General features: G+C 41.2%; 25 protein-coding genes and 1 tRNA gene. 20 read left to right on the top strand and 6 right to left on the bottom strand.

What is annotated here, in order from left to right; translation table 11 throughout:
• Positions 1 to 64 precede the first annotated feature (64 nt).
• The 8 genes from J8M01_RS01340 (at position 65) to J8M01_RS01305 (ending at position 7,331) form a co-directional block, all read left to right on the top strand.
• Positions 65 to 1,498 (top strand): NAD-dependent succinate-semialdehyde dehydrogenase, encoded by a 1,434-nt coding sequence (locus J8M01_RS01340; RefSeq protein WP_211056760.1) that lies wholly within the window; start codon positions 65 to 67, stop codon positions 1,496 to 1,498.
• Between the two features lie 77 nt (positions 1,499 to 1,575).
• Positions 1,576 to 2,481 carry an NTP transferase domain-containing protein gene (locus J8M01_RS01335; RefSeq protein WP_210995712.1) on the top strand — a complete coding sequence of 302 codons (906 nt, stop codon included), beginning with the start codon at positions 1,576 to 1,578 and terminating at the stop codon, positions 2,479 to 2,481.
• A gap of 46 nt (positions 2,482 to 2,527) precedes the next feature.
• A complete protein-coding gene (locus J8M01_RS01330; protein ID WP_210995801.1) occupies positions 2,528 to 3,601 on the top strand; it encodes an aminoglycoside phosphotransferase family protein in 1,074 nt (357 codons plus the stop codon).
• 106 nt (positions 3,602 to 3,707) lie between these two features.
• Entirely contained in the window at positions 3,708 to 5,081 is a 1,374-nt protein-coding gene (locus J8M01_RS01325) for a Gfo/Idh/MocA family oxidoreductase (RefSeq protein WP_211056759.1), read from the top strand.
• A gap of 22 nt (positions 5,082 to 5,103) precedes the next feature.
• Complete coding sequence (locus J8M01_RS01320; protein WP_211056758.1) at positions 5,104 to 5,601, top strand: nuclear transport factor 2 family protein; 498 nt, start codon at positions 5,104 to 5,106, stop codon at positions 5,599 to 5,601.
• Between the two features lie 66 nt (positions 5,602 to 5,667).
• Entirely contained in the window at positions 5,668 to 5,922 is a 255-nt protein-coding gene (locus J8M01_RS01315) for a YkoF family thiamine/hydroxymethylpyrimidine-binding protein (protein WP_192508827.1), read from the top strand.
• Positions 5,918 to 6,547 carry a nicotinamide riboside transporter PnuC gene (gene pnuC / locus J8M01_RS01310; RefSeq protein WP_211047537.1) on the top strand — a complete coding sequence of 210 codons (630 nt, stop codon included), beginning with the start codon at positions 5,918 to 5,920 and terminating at the stop codon, positions 6,545 to 6,547. Before J8M01_RS01315 ends, pnuC begins: the two co-directional genes overlap by 5 nt.
• Positions 6,540 to 7,331 carry a phosphotransferase gene (locus tag J8M01_RS01305; RefSeq protein WP_211047467.1) on the top strand — a complete coding sequence of 264 codons (792 nt, stop codon included), beginning with the start codon at positions 6,540 to 6,542 and terminating at the stop codon, positions 7,329 to 7,331. Before pnuC ends, J8M01_RS01305 begins: the two co-directional genes overlap by 8 nt.
• On the opposite strand, the gene J8M01_RS01300 is transcribed toward J8M01_RS01305, so the two are convergent.
• Positions 7,328 to 7,510: a helix-turn-helix domain-containing protein gene (locus J8M01_RS01300; protein WP_192508825.1), complete on the bottom strand. Its 183-nt coding sequence runs from the start codon at positions 7,508 to 7,510 to the stop codon at positions 7,328 to 7,330. The two genes, J8M01_RS01305 and J8M01_RS01300, sit on opposite strands and share 4 nt — an antisense overlap.
• A 259-nt stretch (positions 7,511 to 7,769) precedes the next feature.
• On the opposite strand from J8M01_RS01300, the gene J8M01_RS01295 reads away from it, so the two are divergent.
• Positions 7,770 to 7,844, top strand: a tRNA-Arg gene (locus J8M01_RS01295).
• A gap of 267 nt (positions 7,845 to 8,111) precedes the next feature.
• Positions 8,112 to 8,501, top strand: a complete 390-nt coding sequence (locus J8M01_RS01290; protein ID WP_192508824.1) for a VOC family protein — start codon at positions 8,112 to 8,114, stop codon at positions 8,499 to 8,501.
• Here the strand turns inward: J8M01_RS01290 and J8M01_RS01285 are convergent.
• The 4 genes from J8M01_RS01285 to J8M01_RS01270 all read right to left on the bottom strand — a co-directional run bounded on the left by J8M01_RS01285 (position 8,478) and on the right by J8M01_RS01270 (position 10,407).
• On the bottom strand, positions 8,478 to 8,828 hold the full coding sequence (locus J8M01_RS01285; RefSeq protein WP_210995708.1) for a DUF2750 domain-containing protein: 351 nt from the start codon (positions 8,826 to 8,828) through the stop codon (positions 8,478 to 8,480). The genes J8M01_RS01290 and J8M01_RS01285 overlap by 24 nt on opposite strands.
• A gap of 27 nt (positions 8,829 to 8,855) precedes the next feature.
• Positions 8,856 to 9,434, bottom strand: a complete 579-nt coding sequence (locus J8M01_RS01280) for a glutathione S-transferase family protein (protein WP_211056757.1) — start codon at positions 9,432 to 9,434, stop codon at positions 8,856 to 8,858.
• Between the two features lie 68 nt (positions 9,435 to 9,502).
• Complete coding sequence (locus J8M01_RS01275; protein WP_010362781.1) at positions 9,503 to 9,784, bottom strand: peptidylprolyl isomerase; 282 nt, start codon at positions 9,782 to 9,784, stop codon at positions 9,503 to 9,505.
• A 77-nt stretch (positions 9,785 to 9,861) separates the two neighbouring features.
• The gene (locus J8M01_RS01270; protein ID WP_211047470.1) at positions 9,862 to 10,407 is read right to left on the bottom strand and encodes a glutathione peroxidase; all 546 of its coding nucleotides are present in this window, start codon (positions 10,405 to 10,407) and stop codon (positions 9,862 to 9,864) included.
• Positions 10,408 to 10,479: 72 nt separating this feature from the next.
• On the opposite strand from J8M01_RS01270, the gene J8M01_RS01265 reads away from it, so the two are divergent.
• The 3 genes from J8M01_RS01265 (at position 10,480) to J8M01_RS01255 (ending at position 14,189) form a co-directional block, all read left to right on the top strand.
• Entirely contained in the window at positions 10,480 to 10,974 is a 495-nt protein-coding gene (locus J8M01_RS01265; RefSeq protein ID WP_211056756.1) for a GNAT family N-acetyltransferase, read from the top strand.
• A 62-nt stretch (positions 10,975 to 11,036) separates the two neighbouring features.
• Entirely contained in the window at positions 11,037 to 12,983 is a 1,947-nt protein-coding gene (locus J8M01_RS01260) for an ATP-binding protein (RefSeq protein WP_211056755.1), read from the top strand.
• A gap of 78 nt (positions 12,984 to 13,061) precedes the next feature.
• A complete protein-coding gene (locus J8M01_RS01255; protein WP_211056754.1) occupies positions 13,062 to 14,189 on the top strand; it encodes a response regulator in 1,128 nt (375 codons plus the stop codon).
• Between the two features lie 2 nt (positions 14,190 to 14,191).
• Here J8M01_RS01255 and queG read toward each other — a convergent pair whose 3' ends face one another.
• The gene (gene queG / locus J8M01_RS01250) at positions 14,192 to 15,355 is read right to left on the bottom strand and encodes a tRNA epoxyqueuosine(34) reductase QueG (RefSeq protein WP_211056753.1); all 1,164 of its coding nucleotides are present in this window, start codon (positions 15,353 to 15,355) and stop codon (positions 14,192 to 14,194) included.
• Here queG and J8M01_RS01245 point away from each other — a divergent pair.
• From J8M01_RS01245 to hflX, 7 genes are all read left to right on the top strand, one after another.
• Positions 15,338 to 16,834 carry an NAD(P)H-hydrate dehydratase gene (locus tag J8M01_RS01245; protein ID WP_211047475.1) on the top strand — a complete coding sequence of 499 codons (1,497 nt, stop codon included), beginning with the start codon at positions 15,338 to 15,340 and terminating at the stop codon, positions 16,832 to 16,834. The genes queG and J8M01_RS01245 overlap by 18 nt on opposite strands.
• 2 nt (positions 16,835 to 16,836) lie before the next feature.
• Complete coding sequence (gene tsaE / locus J8M01_RS01240; RefSeq protein ID WP_211047476.1) at positions 16,837 to 17,298, top strand: tRNA (adenosine(37)-N6)-threonylcarbamoyltransferase complex ATPase subunit type 1 TsaE; 462 nt, start codon at positions 16,837 to 16,839, stop codon at positions 17,296 to 17,298.
• Between the two features lie 55 nt (positions 17,299 to 17,353).
• The gene (locus tag J8M01_RS01235; protein ID WP_247670926.1) at positions 17,354 to 18,646 is read left to right on the top strand and encodes an N-acetylmuramoyl-L-alanine amidase; all 1,293 of its coding nucleotides are present in this window, start codon (positions 17,354 to 17,356) and stop codon (positions 18,644 to 18,646) included.
• A 3-nt stretch (positions 18,647 to 18,649) separates the two neighbouring features.
• The gene (mutL, locus tag J8M01_RS01230; protein WP_211056752.1) at positions 18,650 to 20,569 is read left to right on the top strand and encodes a DNA mismatch repair endonuclease MutL; all 1,920 of its coding nucleotides are present in this window, start codon (positions 18,650 to 18,652) and stop codon (positions 20,567 to 20,569) included.
• Positions 20,562 to 21,479: a tRNA (adenosine(37)-N6)-dimethylallyltransferase MiaA gene (gene miaA, locus J8M01_RS01225; RefSeq protein ID WP_211056751.1), complete on the top strand. Its 918-nt coding sequence runs from the start codon at positions 20,562 to 20,564 to the stop codon at positions 21,477 to 21,479. The genes mutL and miaA overlap by 8 nt, the downstream gene beginning before the upstream one ends.
• A gap of 76 nt (positions 21,480 to 21,555) precedes the next feature.
• Positions 21,556 to 21,822 (top strand): RNA chaperone Hfq, encoded by a 267-nt coding sequence (gene hfq / locus J8M01_RS01220; RefSeq protein WP_192508811.1) that lies wholly within the window; start codon positions 21,556 to 21,558, stop codon positions 21,820 to 21,822.
• An 18-nt stretch (positions 21,823 to 21,840) separates the two neighbouring features.
• The gene (hflX, locus tag J8M01_RS01215) at positions 21,841 to 23,127 is read left to right on the top strand and encodes a ribosome rescue GTPase HflX (RefSeq protein ID WP_192508810.1); all 1,287 of its coding nucleotides are present in this window, start codon (positions 21,841 to 21,843) and stop codon (positions 23,125 to 23,127) included.
• Positions 23,128 to 23,190 lie beyond the last annotated feature (63 nt).

Below are 23,190 nucleotides of genomic sequence, written 5' to 3'. Positions count from 1 at the left end.
TTTTGTTTGTAGCACTATAACTATGACATATTGACGGTCATAGGTAGATTGAAGGAATACCCGAATGCAATTGCTTCTTGAACATGAACACTCTTTTATCAATGGTACATCTTATCAAACGACTAATATATTTACCGTATTAAATCCGGCGAATCAAAATGTCGTGAAAGTGGTCTCGTCAGTGGATGAGAAAGGCAGTCAATTAGCTTTGCACGGTGCACAGCAAGCACTGAGGCAATTACGGTGTACGTCAGCTATACAGCGCGCTGAGGTTTTGAAGAAATGGTATGCTTTAATTTTGTCGCATGAACAAGCTTTGGCTGAGTTAATGGTATCTGAGCAAGGCAAACCTTTGCATGAAGCCATAGGTGAAGTACGTTATGCGGCGAGTTTTGTGGATTGGTTTGCACAAGAAGCAACGCGCAGTTACGGTGAAGTTATCCCAGCACCGGATGGTAAGCACCAATTAATGACGATAAAGGAAGCGGTGGGCGTGGTACTGGGCGTAACGCCTTGGAACTTTCCGTTAGCAATGATCACCCGTAAAGTCGCGCCAGCGTATGCCGCGGGGTGTAGTTTTATATTAAAGCCTTCGGAAGAAACGCCATTAAGTGCGATAGCGTTAGCTAAGCTCGCAAATCAGGCTGGTATGGAAGCTGGTGCTTTGCAGGTTTTATTAACGCAAGAACCTGCAGCGCTTATCGCTAAATACTGCCAGCACACAGCGGTTCGTAAGTTAACCTTTACTGGCTCAACCACAATCGGGCGAATTTTATTGGCACAATCTGCTGCAACGGTAAAACGGACATCCATGGAGTTAGGTGGTAATGCGCCTTTTATTGTATATAAAACAGCAAATATTAAAAGTGCTGTGTCTGGCTTAATGACTGCGAAGTTTCGCAATAACGGACAGGCATGTGTGGCAGCCAATCGGGTGTTAGTTGAACAAAGTTGTATGGTGCCCTTTATAGAGGAGTTAACTGAGGCGACGAAGAGGCTACGGGTAGGTGAGGGGATGGACCCAGCTACAGATTTAGGCCCTTTAATTACTTTAAAAGCGAAAAATAAAGTCATGGCACTGGTTGAGGCAGCTCTTGGCCAAGGAGCGAAATTACATTATAAAGGAGATGAACTAGGCGGCTTATTTATGTCACCTATTATTTTGACTGATGTATTGCCAGAAATGGATATTGCGCGACAGGAAATTTTTGGACCGGTTGTAACTGTGATGTCATTCGTAGATGAACAGCAAAGTGTGGCATTGGCGAACAATGTAGAGGAGGGGCTCGCGGCGTATTTTTACTCACAAGATGTTGCGCAGATCCACCGAGTGTCACGAAGGCTTGAGTATGGCATGATAGGTATTAATGAAGGGATGATCTCTAATTCAGCCACACCGTTTGGTGGTATAAAGCAGTCTGGATTAGGGCGTGAAGGTGCAAAACAAGGACTAGATGAATACTTAGAAGTGAAATATCTTAGCCAAAAGTTTGATTAACGCAAATTTTGCAATGACTTTCTATTATTTTAAAAGCGCTGTAAACTTGTTCGCCTGTTTATATTTTGTGGTCACATATGGTTGTTGGGAATACAAGAAAAAAAGGGCACTTACCGCTACTCGTTGTACTTGCAGGAGGTTTAGGCAGTCGTTTTGGTGGTAACAAGCAGATTGCAGAAATTCCTGGTTTAGGGCGATCTATCATGGAACTCAGCATTATCGATGCGCATAATGCTGGGATCTCTGAAATTGTATTAGTGATCAATGCTGCAATTAAACCTATTGTACAGGCGCATATTGTCCCGCGCTTGCCGCAATCATTAACAATCCACTTAGTTGAACAGTGCATTACCGATGTACCTACTCAGTACTTGGAATTAGTCGATAAACGGAAAAAGCCTTGGGGTACCGGCCATGCTTTGTTAGCAGCCAGAGCCTATATTACCAAGCCTGCCATTGTAATAACTGCGGATGATTATTATGGGCCACAAGCATACCATCAATTAGTCGCGCATTTTGCTAGCACATGTGGTGATGAGCAGCATATGGCTATGGTGGGATATCCGATTGGACTCACGCTGTCGAATCAGGGCGGAGTTAATCGTGGTTTATGCAAGCTGGATCGAGGCTCACTTTCATCCGTGGTTGAATGTCTTAACATCAGTAAACAAGGTAGTAAGCTTATTGGTGAGTGTGCGGGTCAGGTTACCGAGATTAGCAAAAGTACACTTGCCTCCATGACATTTTGGGGGATCACACCTATACTCATGATGCATTTGGCGGACGGGTTTTCACGGTTTTTAGATATTCATGACAACGTTGTCAAAAAAGAGTATTATCTGCCAGATTGTATTCAAGCCTGTATATCCTCGAATCAAGCTCACGTAACGGTTTATTCAGCCATGGATCATTGGTATGGCATTACATTTAAAGAAGAATTAGACACAGTGGCAGGAAAATTAAATGAATTACGTCAAGGATGAGGGGATCTCAGCCGCTTCAGAAACGCAGTTAATTAATGAGGTACGCATGAATAATACTGCGATAGCGCAATATTTATCGCAACAGTTTGGTTTAAACAGTGAGCTAGCTGTCATGAATCCGATTGGCAACGGTCATATCAATACCACAATGTTATTAAAAGATGGTCGGCGAGCGATAGTCGTGCAAAAGCTCAATACCGAGGTTTTTCCAAAACCAGAGCAGCTTGTTGAAAATGCTCGAGCAATAGAACAGCACTTATCGATTAAATCTGAGAAGGGTGAGTACCAATTAAATATAATTAAACACTTACCAACTATCGATGAAGGTTATTTGGTTGTACATAATGGTGATGTATGGCGTGCGTTAGAGTTTATTGGCGGCAGTTATAGCGAAGATGTGGTCAATAGTGCTTCTAAAGCACAAACAGCAGCGAATGCATTTGGTCAATTTGCGCAAGCTTTAGAGGACTTTAATGCGAGTGAACTGCATCATGTGATCCCTGATTTTCATAATTTAGCAAAGCGTATCGAGATGTTTGAAGAAGTGCTTGCACAAGACAAGCATAATCGAGCGCATAGCTGCTTAGCTGATATAGTATTTTGCCAAAGCCAATTTGACCTCGCCGATGAACTAAAAGCACTTTCTGGCGCTATTCCGCTGCGACCTTGTCATAACGATACTAAAATTAACAATATGCTGTTTTGTAATCAAAATGATTCAGGTAAAGCGGTTATTGATTTAGATACTTGTATGCCAGGTTACTGGTTGTTTGATTTTGGTGATATGGTGCGCACCTTTTGCTCTCCAGAAGCTGAAGATTCGACAAATTTAAATCGTGTTAAGGTAAGAGAAGATATTTTTGAAGCGATTGTAAAGGGTTATGTAACACCTTTGTCTAGCTTGATAACTGAACAGGAAAAACACAGTTTTTTATTAGGTGCTAAAGTGATGCCATTTATGATAGGCCTTCGTTTTTTAACCGATTATCTAGACGGCGACAATTATTTTGCAACGAAGCATGAAAACCATAATTTAGAGCGGGCTCAAAATCAGTTTACGCTTTATCAAGATGTGGTCGCGAAAGAGTTGACATTACAGAGTATAATTACTCAAAATTAAAAAAAGCGCTTCGGCGCTTTTTTTAATGTTTACCTGATTTGCTGGTCGCATCAGCTTACCCGTAATATATGGTCAAATGTAGTGGTAATATCAAAGGATAATAATAATGAAAAAATTTAACCGCCGTGATTTTTTAAAAGCAGCGAGCGCAACCGCCGCTGCAAGTGTGGTGGCTGGGTGTGCGCAAAAAAATCATACCTTACCAGAATTACCACCAGCACATGGTCAGTCAGTGATGGGGCTCGTTGTACCAAAAATGCCAATTGTTCGAGTTGGCTTTATTGGTGTTGGGCAGCGGGGTTATGGCCATGTGAAGCGTATGAGCCATATTGAAGGCACAAAAATTGTTGCGATCTGTGACACACATGATGCGGTTTTGGAACGTTCTTCTTATTATTTAGAGGAGAAAGGGTTGGAAAAGCCGTCGTTATACACAGGAACTGAGCACGCCTATCAGCAGATGCTAGCACGTGATGATATAGATATAGTGATCATTTCTACACCTTGGGCATGGCATGCACCGATGGCCATAGATACTATGAATAGCGGAAAACACGCATTTGTTGAAGTTCCTCTGGCATTGACTGTCGAAGAGATGTGGCAAATAGTCGACACAGCTGAGAGAACGCAGAAAAACTGTATGATGATGGAAAATGTCAACTACGGTCGCGATGAACTCATGGTTTTGAATATGGTTAGGCAAGGCCTATTTGGCGAACTTTTGCATGCAGAAGCGGCCTATATTCACGAGTTGCGCTGGCAAATGAAAGAGATTGATCATAAAACAGGATCATGGCGTACGGCATGGCATGCGAAACGAGATGGGAATTTGTACCCAACGCATGGGTTAGGTCCCGTGTCACAGTATATGAATATTAACCGTGGCGATCGTTTTGATTATCTAACTTCAATGAGCTCACCAGCATTGGGGCGCCGCGCATATGCACAACGTGAATTTTCTGCTGATCATCGGCGCAATCAGTTGGATTATATTGCGGGAGATATGAATACAACGATGATCAAGACAGTTAAAGGGCGCAGCATTATGGTGCAACATGATACAACAACACCGCGACCTTATTCTCGTCATAATTTGATTCAGGGAACGAATGGGGTGTTTGCTGGTTTTCCTAATCGCATTGCTTTGGAAAAAAATGGCACTAAGAGTTATCATGCATGGGATCACGAGATGGGATCGTGGTATGAGCAATATGATCATCCTTTGTGGCTGAAAATGGGTGAGGAAGCACAGCGTAATGGGGGCCATGGTGGTATGGATTTCCTGATGTTTTGGCGTATGATTTACTGTTTGCGTAATGGCGAGCCACTAGACCAGGATGTTTATGATGGTGCTGCATGGTCAGTGATATCGCCATTATCAGCAAAATCGGTAGCCGATCGAAGTAATGCAGTGGATGTACCTGATTTTACTCGGGGAGCGTGGAAAACGGCGAAGCCATTAGGTATCGTGAACATTTAAACAGTGTAGGGTGAAAATACCAATGACATATCATTTCAGAGCATACTTCGGTCTTGTCATGATGTGTTTATTGAGTGCTTGTGCGTCACGACCAAGCACTTCGGCGCTTTCCGTCATTGTTGACGATTATATTCAAGTGTACGGAGAACGTACTGATTTTGTACGCTTTATCGATTTTTATGCAACGGATGCCAAATTTGAGGATATGGTATATGGTCATACTGCATCCAATAGAAAAGCAATAGCAAATTTCTTTGATTGGACAGCAAATAAAGTAATAGTACTTGATAATAAAGCCGTTTTGGTGGTAACTGACAAACTTATAGATGTGCATTCAAAACACGTGATTTTGAGTGGGTATTTTAATCGTTTTCGTTACCAAGGCAATGAATTGGGCCCATGGCGGTTTTTGATCAAATTACAATTTGGATCTGACGGTAAAATTTTATATCAACAAGATTGGATAAACTACACGCCAAAGTCGCAATTTATGACGGGTGTTAATTTAAACCACCCATAGTAGTGGTCGCTAAAGAAGGTTACGACAGCTACAATAACTTTGTTTATGCCCCTAGAGAGAATACCAATGAAATTGTCAGTTGAGATCAGTAAGTACCCGCTTCACAACGATTACATTCCTTTTATTAAAGACTTTATTGAGCGCTTGAATCAACATTCAGGACTAAAGGTGATAACAAATAATATGTCAACGCAGGTCTTCGGAGATTACGATGACGTGATGCAAGTCCTGCAACGAGAAATGAAACGTTCATATATAGAATACGGAAAAATAGTCTTTGTATGTAAATTTATTTCGGGTGATTTGTCAGCCAATGATTGAATTTATAAGTAAAGCATTTTCAGGTTTTGTTGCGATGTCATACTGGGAATATATTGCGGTCTTTTTGTCTTTGGCTTATTTGCAATTAGCCATCAAAGAGAGTAGCTGGTGTTGGCCTGCCGCGTTTATTAGTACGTTTATCTATACAGTAATGTATTGGAATGGCGCATTATTGATGGAGTCTGCACTGAACTTTTATTATATGATCATGGCTGTAGTCGGTTGGCGAATGTGGCGGAAAACCGCAGAACAATCAGTGGTGCCAATTGTGTCTTGGTCGCTTCAGCGGCACGTGAAAATTATTATTATAACGGCAAGTGTAGCAATATTACTAGGGTATTTAACAGACACGTATACCCATGCAGAACTCGCATATTTAGATAGCTTTACAACGTGTTTCGCCGTTGTGACAACATACTTGGTGGCCAAAAAGGTGCTTGAGAATTTCCTTTATTGGATTGTGATCGATGCAGCGTCGATTTACCTTTATTTTGCGAAAGGTTATTACCCAACGTTAGTGTTATTTGTGTTTTATACCATTATGGTTTGCTGGGGCTATAAGCGCTGGTATGACGAGCACGAGCAACGTGAAGGGAAGTCACTACATCAATTAGAATATGACTGATAAGTATCTCAGAGCCCAACTGGAGGCGTTATTACCTGGTATACGAATTGATAACATTGTTCGCCTGCATAAAGGCTTCAATAATGATAACTTTTTGTTCAGTTCTGATCGAGGGGCATTGCTGATGAAGTGTTATAGAGGTGGCTTATCACAGCCTTTGTTAGACGCACAACATGCGCTAGCCGCACAAGGAATTACGCAAGCTGTGATAGCTTATAGCACAGAGGTGCATACTGCGATATTTGAATTCTTTACTCAAAAAAAACCATTTGTAAATCTAGATGAAAAAATAGTGAGGAGTTTAGTTAAACTTCATGAGTACCAAGGCTTTTTGGATCACGAGAAGCTGGATATAGTGCAACAAGTTATGCAACTAGACATGTGTCAGCTTATGTATGCAAAGGAGCAATGTGATAGGGCTGTATCAGTCATTAATTTACTGCCAGAAGATTTGGCATTTTGTCACAATGATTTGGTATATGACAACTTAATTAATGCAGACACCGGCGCGAAGATAATTGATTTTGAATATGCACAATACAATGATATTTATTTTGACTTAGCGGCATTGAGTTGTAGTTTTGATTTAGGTGAGATTGAGTGTGCGGTATTGCTACAGCAATACTACATGTTGCGTAATATCCATATGCCTGAATATGCGGGTACGAAATTAAAAGCTTACCAAATTGCGTATTTATTACTAAGCATCAATTGGTACCAAAACAAGGGAGCTCACACACATGCAAGCCCCTTAGAGAATAAACTAATGAGTCTACTAGATTAGATCCCGCCTAACCTTTGCGCCAGTTCTTTGTATTTTTCAACATCTGTTTTATCAAAGATAGGCTGACCATCAGCATCGTTATCTTTTGCGACAAGTAAATTCTCTCTAGCAAGTCTTTTTACACGCTCAACTTTTACGCCTAGAAATTCAGCAACTTGTTCAGTGGTCATCGGGGTCATAATAATAATCCTCTTGATATTTTTTAAGCACAATGCGGTTGTTGTTATCGAGTTACGACTTTATTGCACATTGCTCGATGAACATAAAAGGCATGTTACATCGACGAAGGTATAACTAAGCATAGTTAAATATCGTGTTTTTTGTGCAATGTATAGTGTTTTTTTGATTTTTAGATTAAAAATTAAGCATATAGCTCACAAACGCTAGTATTTAGCTATCGATAGCATTATTATAAACGCGATCAAAGAATACTGTGCTGCTCTCGTGGTGAAATGGATATCACGTGGCCCTCCGGAGGCTAAGTTGAAGGTTCGATCCCTTCCGAGAGCGCCATTGTATTTTGTTTTTTCGTATCATCCCCATTGCAATGTTGAAATCAGTGTTTCAAACCGTCGGTAGCTGAATCCAGCCCTTTAATCTATACCGGCGAAAATACGTTAATTTATCTAAGCAAGCGTGCTGTCTGCGTTTTTATTTACGCTTCTGTCACCATGTGAATATCTTTACGCTTGATATGATTGTATTTTACCCAGCTCAAAATGTATGCTTTAGTTAATGTGGTGGCAATTCTTAAGCGTTTACATTTTTTGAGCGAGTAACATGCAGTATTTAAAAACAGTTATTTATGTGGATAATGTGGAAGAGGTACTTGATTTCTATTATCAGGCGTTTGGCTTAAATGCGACGGAGTTAACTGAGTCGGCTGATTATGGTGAATTGAATACCGGAGAAGTTAAGCTCGGGTTTGCAAGTCATCCTTTTGCGCAAGCGCAATTTAAGCAAAGTTATATTCGAGCTCAGCCAAAGCAGCCTGCATTGGGGTTTGAATTAGCCATGCGATGTAAAAATGTGAGTGAGAGTTATGATAAAGCAGTGAATGCGGGCGCGGAGCCTTTAATGCCACCTTGCAATAAGAATGAGCACACACAAGCTTATGTGCGTGCTATTGACGGAACACTTATTGCGCTAGTCAGTGAGTGCACGCGCTAAGCCGGTAGGCTCAATCTCAAGACACACATTCTCATCGTTCCAATTTAGGCCTAGTAGTGCTTGGTCTTCATTTAAGTCTTCTACCCACTCATCTAGAAATTCATCAAGTGCGATAGGGGTTGGAGTATAACCTTGCCATTCATCTTTACATTGGTTTTGTGCTTTCTCTGCGCTATCCCAAACCAATAACACATCAGTTGTTTCAAATTGGTTTGATTCACACACAACCACACCACCATCGTCAGCCCCAAGTGCCCATACTTGAGCGCCGAGGCGAACTTTTTCAACGAAGGTGACAAGTTCTGATTCAATTTCAATGTCGCTCATGGTGTATACCTTATTAAATATGTTTATTTATGTGCGAGGATCGCTTTCTTGTACGCCAACACGCTCATTTTGATTCTTATGAAAGTGTAATAGGGCGGCAAAAGGATTTAGATCGGTTAGATCTCTAAATATTATCCAGTCTAGCAGGCAGTATAAACTGATCTGCAAGTACTGGCAGTCTAAAAATTCATTTTTAACACATTGTTCATTTAAGTCAGTTAATACTTCGCGAATACGCTCTCGCTGTAAGTTAAAGAACAGTACATCACTGTTGGTATCAAGCCCAGAGCGCTGAAAAATAAGAATTTCCACGAGAGAATCATTACATGCATTGATATTAGTCAATTGATTCTCTTGCCACCAGGTAAGCGTGGGCAGCGCATATTGTGTCGTTAAATAACGAAAAATGACGTTAGAATCGCTCACCTGGATATCACCATTCACTAAAAATGGGATTTTTCTAGCTGGGTTATGTTCGATAAGTTTAGCTCTACCTTGTACAGAAAAAATATCGAGATGGATATATTCAATATCGAGCTTATGTAAGGCAATAAAGAGTCGAATACGTCGAGCATAGGGAGATGAGTCTGAGCCAAAAAGTTGCATGGTAATGTTCCTTTAAAATATTCACAAAAAAAGCCGCATTTAGCGGCTTACTCTAATGTGCAACAGCTTTATTCAGTGCGACTGGTTACTTCTAGCAAGTGGTAACCAAATTGAGTCTGTACAGGACCTTGCACATCGTTCAGTGGTGCCGAGAATACCACAGTATCAAATTCAGGTACCATCATGCCAGGGCCAAATTCACCAAGAGCCCCACCATCTTGTCCTGACGGGCAGCTAGAGTATTGTTTTGCTAGTTCAGCAAAGTCTTCACCGGCAGCGATTCGTGACTTTAGGTCTAAACATTCCGCTTCACTATCTACTAAGATGTGCCTTGCGCTTGCAACTGTCATAACTTCTCCATATTTCGCTTGTGATTAGTTTTTATTCAGAATTTATTCTAATACAGATGTATTAAAAACTCACGATATCATTGTAATGCTTTTTCAACTGCACTCACCATTTCGTCTGATAAAGGCTTAGTGCGACTGTTAAAGCGAGTAATTGATTTTCTATCGGCGGAGACAAGGTACTTGTAGAAGTTCCACTTTGGTGAACTTGTTTGGTTTCCAAGATGTTTAAAAATAGGGTTAGCACTATCCCCTCGTACATCAGATGTTGCAAACATATTGAACGTCACGCCGTAGTTTACAAAGCAGACTTTTGCAGTATCTTGCTCATCGTCTTCTTCTTGAAAAAAATCGTCCGAAGGAAAACCAAGCACAACCAAACCTTGGTCTTTATACTTTTTATGGAGCTTTTCTAAATCCTCAAATTGGCCCGTAAAACCACAATTGCTGGCTGTATTTACGATAAGCAATGGTTTGTCTTTAAACTGGCATAAATTGAGGGTTTCTTTAGAACGCAATTTTCTTAATTCAACGTTAGTAAAGTCATCACAAGTAGAAGACAGCGTATAGGTGCTCATTAAGAGGCTGGATGCAAGTAGGCTCAGTTGCAGTAGTTTGTTAAGCATTGGCTTTCCTTTGTTAGTTGAACTTGCTTATGATACGTCAATAGACCTTAAATTGATCAATTTTATTACACTATGAATATACGAGTTGCTCGCGAGATAGATCTACCTGCTATTGTGTCAATTTATAATGAGACAATAGCCAGTCGAATGGTCACTGCTGAGACCGAGCCTACGACGGTTGAAGCGCGTAAAGCCTGGTTTTTTAGCCATAATGTTGAACGTCCACTTTTTGTGTATGAAGAGGCGGGAGAGGTGCTAGCTTGGCTAAGCTTTAAATCATTCTATGGTCGACCTGCTTATATTGGAACGTGTGAACTGAGTATTTATATTACCGCGCATACTCAAGGCAATGGACTTGGTACAACATTACTGCAATTTGCTGAACAGCATGCAAGGAATATTGCAGTAGATACATTACTTGGGTTTATTTTTTCTCATAATGAGCCCAGTATAAAACTGTTCGAGCGACAAGGTTATAGCCGTTGGGGAGAATTACCCGATATAGCTAAAATGGACCAAAAACGCTATAGCTTAGCTATATTTGGTAAACAATTATCTTTACCTTAAATCGCAAGTATTAAAATTCGACTACACTTTTGTGTGTTAGAACACGGAAATAGAAATAGACTATGTCGAATAAAGTACTAATTATAGACAGTAACAGCGTGCTTGCGATGCGCTTAAAAGTACTCTTTGAGCTGTTAGGTGGGGAAGTAGAACATATTCATTACAATATGCTCGATGAAGGTGTTCAATTCTCTAGTTATGATGTCATCGCGATTGCTCATGGGATCCCCAGTGACTATTTAACGGTTTTATTACCCTTAAAAGAACACTGTAAGTTAATTCTTTTAGCCCCAAAGCCTGATAACACTGAACATTTAGAGGTCTTTAGTCAGTTTAATAAAGCTTTGCCTAATGGTATTGTGATTTATCCGTTCTTTGCAAATAAGGAAATCACACATTTGCTAGAGCGGGTCTTAGAAGTGGGGGCCAATCAGCGTTTAGTCTTGCCAACTGTGCTGCTGGTGGATCACGCAGATGACCGCTTAGATGAGTTAGCGACTAGCTTAAGAGGGGCTCAATTGGTGGTATTTACAGCATGCTCTTTAGAAGAAGCTGTTACTGTCGCAGAAAAACAACATATTGATTTATTGATCAGTGACTTCAATCTTCAAGTGGGAACGGGTGTTGAGATATTCGTACAATTGAAAACACTGAACCCAAACTGTCGATGCCTACTGTTTACATCCCGAGCGAGCCAAGTTGATATGATGGAAGCAATTCGTCAAGGGGCTGAAGATGTCTTAACTAAGCCCTTTGATGAAAGTGAATTATTACAATCATTGCATAAGCTTTGGCAAACTGAGTTGCTACGGCGGCATAATCAAGAGCTTGTTGAACGATTGCAAGAAACCGTTGATGCATTAATTGAGCGCGACAGCTTATTGCGGGTGATTTATAAACATACACCGGATCCCATTGTATTATTTAAACGAAATGGCGCCATCATTGAAGCAAATGATGCTTCGATGCGGTTACTTAAATTGTCACAAAGCGAGATACAAGCGCGTTCTATCTATGATCTGTTTGCAACAGACTGTACTGACACATTAAAAGTAGCAATTAAGGAAGTTGGTATCCAGCGACATTTTAATTGTGAGTTAGTTTTGCCGCAAACATCGGGGGATATCCCCTTGATGGGCACGTTTAATGAAATTGACCACCATGGAGAGATTGCTTTTGCTGTTATTTTTAAAAATGTTGCGCATTTAAAGAAAAAACAACAAGTGCTTGAAGAAGCTAAAGAAGTTTTAGAAGCTGAAGTCCAGGCACGCACAGCACAACTGCAAAGTGCAAAAGAGGCCGCCGAAGCTGCGAATTTAAGTAAATCCGAATTTTTAGCGAATATGTCTCATGAATTACGCACGCCTATGCATTCAATTTTGAGTTTCGCTCGATTTGGTTTAGACAAGTTAAATTCTGGAGAGGCACCACTTGAAAAGCTACAGAAATACTTGTCGAGGATAGAGACCAGCGGTGAGCGACTGCTGCTTTTGTTGAACAATTTACTGGATTTATCTCGTTTAGATGCTGGGCGCTTTCCATTTAATCCCAGTAACCATAATTTCACAGGCATTTTGAAAACAGGCATTGATGATGTTGCAGGGAGCGCCTTAGCAAAGAAAATACAGGTCGAATTAAATGTGCCTGAAGCACCTATTTTATTGTATTGCGATCAAGAGCAAATAAATCAAATAGTCCGTAATGTGCTAGGAAATGCGTTGAAATTTAGTCCTGAGAATAGTCAAGTGATTGTTGATGTTACGCTTTCAGATAATAAGGTAAACGTTGCAATTAGTGATCAAGGAATGGGAATTCCTGACGATGAATTAGAGCAGGTTTTTTCTAAGTTTGTGCAAAGTAGTAAAACGAATAGTGGTGCTGGTGGTACAGGTTTAGGCCTGGCGATATGCAAAGAGTTTGTGTTGCTTCATAAAGGCTGTATTTATGTCAATAACAACGCATGTGGTGGTGCAACTGTGTTTATTGAATTGCCATTAAGCCAACATTAAACAGTTGAAGTAGTTAGCAATCACGAAAATCACGACTATAACTAAAGTTAGTGACAAACATACAAAAGGAATAGACATATGGCCCTTCAGCGTATTTTAGCCGTCGATGATGAACCGTTTAATTTAGAAATACTGGAAGAAATTCTAGAAGACCTGAATTTTGATTTGCTGACAGCCAGTAGCGGACCTGAGTGTTTAGAGATCATTGAAACATTTGACCCTCAGGTAATATTGCTCGATGTGAGCATGCCCCAAATGAATGGATATGATGTTTGTCGGGCGATCAAAGCGAATCCGGAGACTCACCATATTGTGGTTATGTTTGTTTCTGCAAGAGGTTCTGTCGAAGAGCGTATGGAAGGGTATGCTGTTGGTGCTGAAGATTATATCGTTAAGCCATTTGGCCAAGGCGAGCTCAAAAGTAAGCTGATGAACTTAAGTCAAATGTTATTAGATAAAGACATATTGGAACAGCAAGTAGAAGATGCGACATCAACCGCATTTGATGCAATGGCTACCAGTAGTGAAATGGGGCAAATCGTTAATTATATCGAACAAATTTCACAGGTTGATGATGTTTCCACATTAATTAATGCGATGATAAAGTGCTTATCTAGTTTTGGCTTGAACTGCAATGCTGAGGTGCGAGTTGATACACAACGTCACCACTTTGCCACCAGTGGCTTATGTTCACCAATTGTGGTGGAGTTATTTGATATATTAAAGTCAAAAGGACGCCTTCATGAATTCACCAGTCGTATACTGGTAAACTACGATTTGGTGAGTGTTTTGATTCTAAATATGCCTAGCGATGAAAATAAGCATGGTCGTATTCGTGACCATATTTGTTTTTTGGTTAGTGTGACAGAGCAGCAGCTACTTGCAATTATGACGCGCAAAGAACTTAACACACAAAAAGACAATTTAGATAATGCCCTCACAATGATCAATGGTAAATTTAAAAGTCTTATGGGTATGCTTAACACAAACCGGCGACAAAATGAGTCTGTGTTTAGATCACTACAAGAGCGTTTTGAATCTAAGATCCCGACAATGGGTTTAGATGAGGACCAAGAAATTTTCATTTTTAGTAATGTAGATGAGGCAATTCAAAATTCAGTGGCGCGTGAGGAGGCGATTGAAATGGTGCAAAGCGCTTTTAAAGAGATTGAAGGGGACTTATCATTATTAACTGATAAGTCTTAGCGCTATGCGTCTCGAGGCAGGCCTTTTTCAATAATCCTTATCAGGCGTGCTTGTTTTCGCTCGGTATTAACTTGTTTTTCATTCTGCTGGGAAATAGCCCACTCAATATGTTCTTGTACGAGCGGCGATGAGTGCTGATGCCGCTCAGTTAGTAGCTGAATGATAGCGGGGTTGTAGTCTGCATTACCCAACCCTACTGCAATATTACGGAGCCAGCGTTCATGCCCAATACGTCTGATCGGGCTGCCTTCAGTATTTTTTAAGAATGTTGCTTCGTCCCAAGAGAATAAGGTTATTAGATCTTGGTCTTTGATATTTTGACGAGGGTGAAAGTCTTGTTCATCAGTGAGTAGGCCAAAGCGGTTCCACGGACAAACTAATTGGCAGTCATCACAGCCATAAATTCGATTACCTAATAGTGCCCTATACTGTTCTGGGATTGCGCCTTGTAGCTCAATTGTAAGGTAAGAAATACATTTTCGAGCGTCAACCACATAAGGTTCAACGATTGCGCCTGTTGGGCATAAAGTGATGCAGGCATTACATTTTCCACAGCCTTCAGATTCGTTGGGATTATCAATGGGTAATGGGATACTGACAAACAACTCACCTAAGAAAAACCATGACCCAGCTTTTTTATTGATCAGTAAACTATTTTTCCCGCGCCAGCCAAGCCCCGCTTTTTCAGCAAGTTGGCGTTCAAGGACTGGTGCAGAGTCGACAAAAGGTCGGTATCCCAATTGTTCAACTTCACGTTCAATTTTTTGGCCTAGTTTTTTTAACCTGCTGCGCATTACTTTATGATAATCGCGACCGAGCGCATAGCGGCTGATGTAAGCTGTTTGTTTATTATTGAGCGCCTTGGCAAAACTGGCATCGGGAGGTAGATAATTCATTTTGACTGAGATGACGCGTTGGGTACCTGGCACAAGTTCCGCAGGGCGTGCTCGTTTCATACCGTGTGCGGCCATATACGCCATTTCCCCGTGGTACCCATTGTCTAACCAACGCTGCAACTGCGCTTCATGTTGGCTGAGATCAATGTCAGTGATACCAACTTCAGCGAAGCCAAGCTCTACGCCCCATTGCTTAATTTTTTTTGCGAGTTCAATATAGTCAATATGAGTGATAGTCACAGGAAATCGATCTTGGAAGCTAAATACCATGGTAATTTACCACAGTTTGCGTATACGGCCCAGCAAGTAAAGGACAATGAAGGTCAGGCTGCCAGCGAGATAGGCATTAGCTTATCGCACCTGATGGAGCGAGCCGCAGATGCGGTATTTTCTTTATTTGATCATGAGTTGCTGAATGCTGAACGCATTCTTATTCTTGCGGGTAAAGGAAATAATGCCGGAGATGCCTATTTATTGGCGCGTTTACTTCATATGACGGGCAGAGTCGTTTCGGTGATGAGTCTGTTTTCTCCGCAGTTATTAACTGGAGATGCACAGAGTGCTTATGAGAAAGCTGTATCCGCTAAAGTGCCTTTTATAGCAAACTTTGCTGAAAGAGGCAGCTATGATGTGATAGTTGATGGTGTTTTTGGCACGGGTTATTCTGGTGAATTGAGTGCATCAATCAAGACGATATTTGATTATTGCAATTGTAGCTCGGCAATGCGTTTAAGTATTGATGTGCCTAGTGGCATTGATGCGTCTTCTGGAGTGGTCGCTGAGGGCGCTTTTGAAGCCACAATTACGATGACTTTCATCGCGTTAAAACAAGGTATGTTGACAGGGAGAGCAAAACATTTTTGTGGAAAACTGCTATTTGCACCCCTTGGCATTGCGGAAATTTTTTCAGCACGTGTAAAAGCTGCCGTTCATTACAGTGCTCAGCAAACCTTTATGGCGCAGAGGCTAAATCGGGACCCAGATTGTTATAAAAACCAATGTGGTCATGTTTTACTCATTGGTGGGAATAAAGGGATGGGTGGCGCGATTCGATTGGCTAGTGAGGCATGTTTAAGAGCGGGTGCAGGTTTAGTGAGTGTATTAACACACGCTGATAATGTCGCATTGGTACAACAAGGACGTTACGAACTTATGGTTCATGGAGTGAGATCATTGAACAACGAGCAAGAAGCAATTGATAATTTATTTATCAAAGCTGATGTGTTGGTGGTAGGTCCAGGTTTAGGACAAGATGCATGGGCACAAACGCTGTTTAAGAGGTGTTTCGAATTTGAGCGGACGATCGTATGCGATGCAGATGGACTTAACTTATTAGCAAATACTCAGCAGCGTTTTAGTGATAGCGTGATCACACCGCATATTGGCGAAGCCAAGCGACTGATAGAAAATGATTCAGACATAGAACTGTCGGATAGATTCACGACAACGTCATTTTTAGCGCATGCATATCACAGTACGGTTGTACTCAAAGGTCCAGGCAGCATAGTTTATCACTGTGGCCGTATGAATATTAACCGTTCGGGAAGTTCAGCAATGGCCAGTGCTGGGATGGGGGATGTGTTATCTGGTATAATTGCGGGCTTACTTGCACAAGGTATGGAGAAATTTGCCGCAACGAGTTTGGCTGTGTATATTCATGGATTAGCAGCAGAAAAAGCGGCAACCGATGGTGAAAAAGGACTACTTGCCAGTGATTTATTTGAGCATATTAGACGTTTACTGGGGTGAACATGAATGATGTTTTTTGCCTACATTTAGCTGATGAAGCGGCAACGGTTAAAATGGGACAATGCTTGTCTCAAGTAATAAATAAAGGGGCTGTATTGTTCCTCCATGGTGACTTAGGTGCAGGGAAAACCACACTAAGTCGAGGTATCGTTCAGGGCTTAGGTCACACAGGTAAAGTGAAAAGCCCAACATATACGTTGGTTGAACCCTATGAGCTCAAAGATGTCTCAGTATATCATTTTGATCTATATCGACTTGGTGACCCAGAAGAGTTGGAATATATGGGGATTCGAGATTATTTTGCTGAAAGTGCAATTTGTATTATTGAATGGCCTGAAAAAGGGGTCGGCTTTATTCCAACCCCAGATTTAAATATAGAGATGAAATATCAAGATCAACAGCGCAGCGTGACAATTACAGCACAGAGTGAGCGCGGTAAAAATATTATCAGTAATTTGGAATAAAATGAGACGCTTTGTACATCATATTGTAGTGCTATGTGCTTTATTACTGTGTTTTATGAACAGTGCGGTAGTGTTAGCTAAAAATAAAATGGAAGGCGTTCGTGTATGGCCCTCACCAGATAGTACCCGAGTGGTTTTCGACATGTCGTCTAAGCCTGACTTTAGTTATTTTATGCTGAAAAACCCGTTGCGCTTAGTCGTTGATTTGCAAGGTACGCAGCAGGCAAAGTATTTACCGACTGTACCAAAAAAACATAAGTTAATTAGTAAATTGCGCTACAGTAAGCCAAAGAAAAAGAACAGTACACGAGTGGTGTTTGAACTAAGTGGTGCGGTTAAGCCTGTGATTTTTGCGTTGGCACCGACAGGGCCTTATAAAAATAGATTAGTTGTCGATTTATATTCAACAAATACAACTTCACGCAGTGCTGATAAAATCAATGCAAAGAAACGTACCCGCGTTGCTGACAGAGATATTGTCATTGCGATTGATGCAGGACATGGTGGAGAAGATCCTGGTTCGATAGGGCCCTCGGGCACGTATGAAAAAAATGTAACATTACAAATTGCCAAAAGGATTGCCCGATTAGTTGATAAAGAGCCAGGAATGAAAGCGCGTTTAATTCGTACAGGGGATTACTATTTAAAGTTAAATACCCGAACGGCACGAGCAAGAGAAAAACGCGCTGACTTCTTTGTCTCGGTACATGCAGACGCATTTTCGAGTCCTGGCCCTAACGGCACTTCTGTATGGGTTTTGTCATTGCGACGCGCGAATTCTGAAATAGGTAAGTGGTTAGAAGATAAAGAAAAGCATTCCCAATTATTGGGAGGTGCTGCTGGGCTAATTAAAGACACTGCTAATGAGAAATATTTGGCAAAAGCTTTGTTAGATATGTCGATGGATCATTCTATGAAAACAGCATTTCAAGTGGCTGATGAAGTTGTAAAAGAGTTAAGAAGTGTTTCTAAATTACATAAAAAGAAGCCACAAGCTGCTAACTTTGGTGTACTAAAATCACCAGATATACCTTCTATTTTGGTCGAGACTGGTTTTATTTCTAATCCGCGAGAAGAGCGGAAGTTGAATACGGCAGAGCATCAACAAAAGCTTGCTAGCGCTATATTTGTTTCTATTCGTAATTACTACAAACGAAACCCGCCAGATAATTCCTTATTTGCAAGTTTAAAAAATAATACACCGGTTAAGCATAAAGTGAAAAGAGGAGAATCTTTGAGTGTGTTGGCGAGTCGTTATGGCACCACCGTGACGGCCTTGAAAAAACACAACCGTTTGAAGAAAAATACCTTATACATTGGCCAAATTCTGACTATCCCAAAAGCGTAGAGTATGAGTATAGAAATCCTTCCAGCCCGTTTAGCGAACCAAATAGCCGCCGGTGAGGTGGTTGAGCGTCCAGCGTCAGTGGTTAAAGAGCTGGTTGAAAATAGTATAGATGCTGGCGCGACCAAAATTCATATTGATATTGAACGAGGTGGTCATAAGCTCATTCGAATTCGAGATAATGGTCAAGGGATCTATAAGGATGAGCTAACATTAGCGTTATCGCGACACGCAACCAGTAAGCTAAAAAGTCTTGATGACTTAGAGTGTATATCATCGCTGGGTTTCCGCGGAGAAGCGCTTGCATCGATTAGTTCGGTTTCACGGCTGACATTAAGCTCTAAACCACAGGAACAAGAAACGGCGTGGCAAGCATTTGCTGAAGGCCGAGATATGGCGGTTAAAATCCAACCCACGGCTCACCCCGCAGGAACGACCATTGAAGTGAAAGACCTTTTCTTTAATACGCCAGCTCGTCGTAAATTTTTACGAACAGAAAAAACAGAGTTTAGCCACATTGACGAGTTACTCAAACGGATAGCTCTGAGTCGATTTGATATTTCATTGACGTTAACCCATAACCAAAAGGTTGTGCGGCAATACCGTGCTAGAGAGAGCGCACACGGTGTTAAACGGGTGGCGCAAGTTGCTGGGAAAGAGTTTGAACAGTGTGCATCATTTATTGAGTCAGGTTCAGATGGCTTAAAACTGAATGGTTGGGTTATGCCTGTCGGCAGTAGTAATACCACGCAATACAGCTATGTAAATGGGCGTATGATGCGCGACAAACTGATACTGCATGCTATTCGACAAGCTTTTGAAGAGGTGGTTGGTGAACTGGCTTTGCCGGGGTTTGTGATTTATGTTGATATTGATCCACGACAGGTGGATGTCAACGTACACCCGGCCAAACATGAAGTACGTTTTCATCAGGCGAGATTAGTGCATGACTTTATTGTGCAAGCGATTAAGCAAGTTGTATTGCCCGCTGACCAAGCAGGGTCTTTGGAAGGCGAACAGGTTGGATTGGGTGATGAACCTTACGCTATGCAAACGCAGCATCAAGAGGATGAACAGCACCAAGCATATCGTAGTTCGCTGCAAAGCGTTAATGAAACGAATGGCGATTACGCTGATTTAGTGGGGAATCACAATTCTACAGACATGAGTATGAGCCAAAAGGGCTCAGAAGGTAGTTATCGTTCTGGTAGTGAACGAGGAGCAAGCGGAAAAAGTGATGAGGCGGGTTATGTCGCTCATTCTACGCAACCACAGCATAACGCTCGGAAATATAATGCAAATCAGCTTTATCAGGGGTTATCTCATCAACAGGCCAGCTATTTTGATAATGTTGTTGAGGTAGCAGAGTCAACGGTAAATTCCGTTAAGCCAATTTCTTGGTTGAGTATGCCCAATGGTGCGGTGTTAATTAAGCAAGGTAGCGATATCTGTATTTCGCACTTTGAATATGCTTTGACGATTTACTGGCAAAAAGTCATTGAGCAGGATGCTGCATTGTTGGGGAAAGCGTTGTTATTACCCGTTAGAGTTAACTTGGAAAAAGCGGACCTTGCAAAGTTGCATAACCAAAGTTCATGGTTAACCTTATTGGGGTTTGAAATTTCATTGTTTGAGCAATATGCAATGATAAAAAAAATGCCAATGAGCTTATACAGTGTTGATGTCGCAACATTTATGACGGAGCTATTGATTGGCTGTACAGCAGGCTCTGAGTCATTAGAGCAGTGGCTTGAATGGCTCAATAGCCATACACCCACACGCTATTTTGAATCGGAGCATTTTGCAAAGATTCAACCTGCAGTAGAAAAAAATACCGAATGTTTGGCGCGTATTCAGGAAAAAGCAGTTAAAATAGATCCCAGTATATTTTTGACGTTATTACAGCAAAGGTCTGAGAGTGAGTAATTTACCGGTTGTAACACTAATGGGCCCGACCGCCGCTGGAAAAACGGCGTTGGCCATAGCACTATGCCAACATTTAGATACACAAGTGATAAGTGTTGATTCAGCTTTGGTTTATAAAGGCATGAATATTGGCACCGCTAAACCTAACGCTGACGAATTATCTCTTGCGCCACATCACCTGATTGATATGTTAGATCCACTCGAAAGTTATTCTGTGGCCGATTTTCGTCGTGATGCGATTGAAAAAATCGATATGTTGCATAAGCAAGGAAAAGTACCTATCTTAGTTGGTGGTACTATGATGTATTTTAAGGGATTAATTGAAGGCTTATCACCATTGCCAGAGGCTGATACCGCAGTACGTAGAGAGCTAGAAGCGCAAGCAAAAGCGCATGGATGGGCTGCTTTACATCAAGAATTAACCAATATTGATCCTGATGCAGCAGCAAAAATCAGTGAAAATGATTCTCAGCGTATTAATCGTGCATTAGAAGTGTATAGGTTAACTGGGCAAACGATGACCGTTTTACAGAAGCAAAAACAGCCTACATTGCCGTATCAATTTCACCAATTCGCGATTGCACCACATGATCGTAAAGTATTGCACGGGCGAATAGAAAAAAGATTTAATATAATGTTAGATCAGGGGTTTAAAAATGAAGTTTTGACCTTATATCAGCGTGGAGACTTACACCCAGATTTACCATCGATACGCTGTGTTGGCTATCGACAGATGTGGGAGCATTTAGCGGGAAACTGCGATCATGACGAAATGGTATTCAAAGGGATTGCGGCAACCAGACAACTTGCGAAGCGCCAACTAACTTGGTTAAGAAGTTGGCCAAATGTGAATTGGTTAGAGACTGATGATCAAGAAAACTTGCAACGCGTACTAACTTCGCTAAGCTAATAGTAGTTGTTAAATCAATCTGTTCCGATTTGATGACAGCGAAATTATAATAACACCTAGAACGAAGGAAAAGAAAATGGCAAAAGGCCAATCGTTACAAGACCCATTTTTGAATGTCTTACGTCGTGAGCGCATTCCTGTTTCAATTTTTTTAGTTAACGGCATTAAATTACAGGGTAAAATTCAATCGTTTGACCAGTTTGTAATTTTGCTTGAAAATACAGTAAACCAAATGGTTTATAAGCACGCTATTTCTACCGTTGTGCCAGCGCGCGCGGTTAATTTTCAAAGTGCGCAAGGCAATGAAATTGCTGAGCAAGGCGATGAAGGTAGCTATCAATAAAAACTAGGAGCGTAATGCTTGTTTGACCGTTATGAAGCCGGCGAACAGGCAGTTTTAGTACATATCGAATTTCCTAATGAAGGAGATCGTGAAGATCTTCATGAATTGGAAATGTTGGTATCTTCTGCTGGTGTTAGTAGTTTGACGGTTGTGCAAGGCAGCCGTCAATCACCACATGCCAAACTATTCGTCGGTACGGGTAAAGCAGAAGAAATAGCTGAAACTGTCAAAATCCACAATGCAGACGTCATCATATTTAATCACCAACTCAGCCCTTCGCAAGAACGAAATTTAGAACGTATCTGCCAGTGTCGAGTGTTAGATAGAACGACGCTGATTTTAGATATTTTCGCCCAGCGTGCCAGAACGCACGAAGGTAAATTGCAAGTTGAGTTAGCTCAACTTCGTCATGTATCAACGCGATTAATTCGAGGGTGGACTCACTTAGAGCGCCAAAAAGGTGGTATTGGTTTACGAGGGCCAGGAGAAACTCAGCTGGAAACGGACCGTAGATTATTACGCGAACGAATTAAAAGTATTCGTAAACGCTTAGATAAAGTTGCGACTGTTCGAGAGCAGGGGCGCAGAGCGCGTACGAGAAATGAAGTGCCGACAGTCTCTTTGGTAGGCTATACCAATGCAGGTAAATCGACTTTGTTTAATCATATCACGGATGCTGACGTTTACGCTGCGGATCAATTGTTTGCAACACTTGATCCGACACTCAGGAAGCTACATATAGATGACATAGGTTCAGTGATATTAGCTGATACCGTTGGCTTTATTCGACATTTACCACATGACTTAGTTGCTGCGTTTAAGGCAACACTTACTGAGACGAGAGAAGCTGATTTACAAATTCATGTGATTGATGCGGCGGATAGTAGAAGAAAAGAGAATATAGAAGAGGTACAATCTGTTTTAACAGAGATTGAAGCAGATGAAATCCCGCAGTTATTAATATATAACAAGATAGATTTGTTGGATGATGTAAGGCCTCGAATCGATCGAAATGATGAAGGCATGCCGATTCGAGTATGGTTATCAGCACACAGCGGTGCTGGTGTTGAGCTACTTTCGCAAGCTATTTCAGAATTACTTGCGAAGAAGATTTTCTCAGAAAGTTTATGTATTCCAGCGAGTTTTGGGCGTCTACGTGGCGCACTGTTTAATCTCAGTGCGGTACAAAAAGAGAGCTTCGATGAGCATGGAAATTGGTTAATCGATGTGAGAGTACCGCATGTCGACTGGGAAAAGCTCAAGAAAGAGCAAGGCTCAGAGATAGAAAATTTTATCATAAAATAAAATTTTCACATTAAATTACAGTTTTGCACGCATTTTTGTATGAGATGCGTTCTATATTTGTTA

The organism is Pseudoalteromonas sp. MMG005 (assembly GCF_018101015.1).
In the GTDB taxonomy this organism is placed as follows: Bacteria; Pseudomonadota; Gammaproteobacteria; order Enterobacterales; family Alteromonadaceae; genus Pseudoalteromonas; species Pseudoalteromonas aurantia.
Note: the sequence above shows the minus strand (reverse complement) of the source record. Positions and strands in the feature narration are given on the sequence as shown.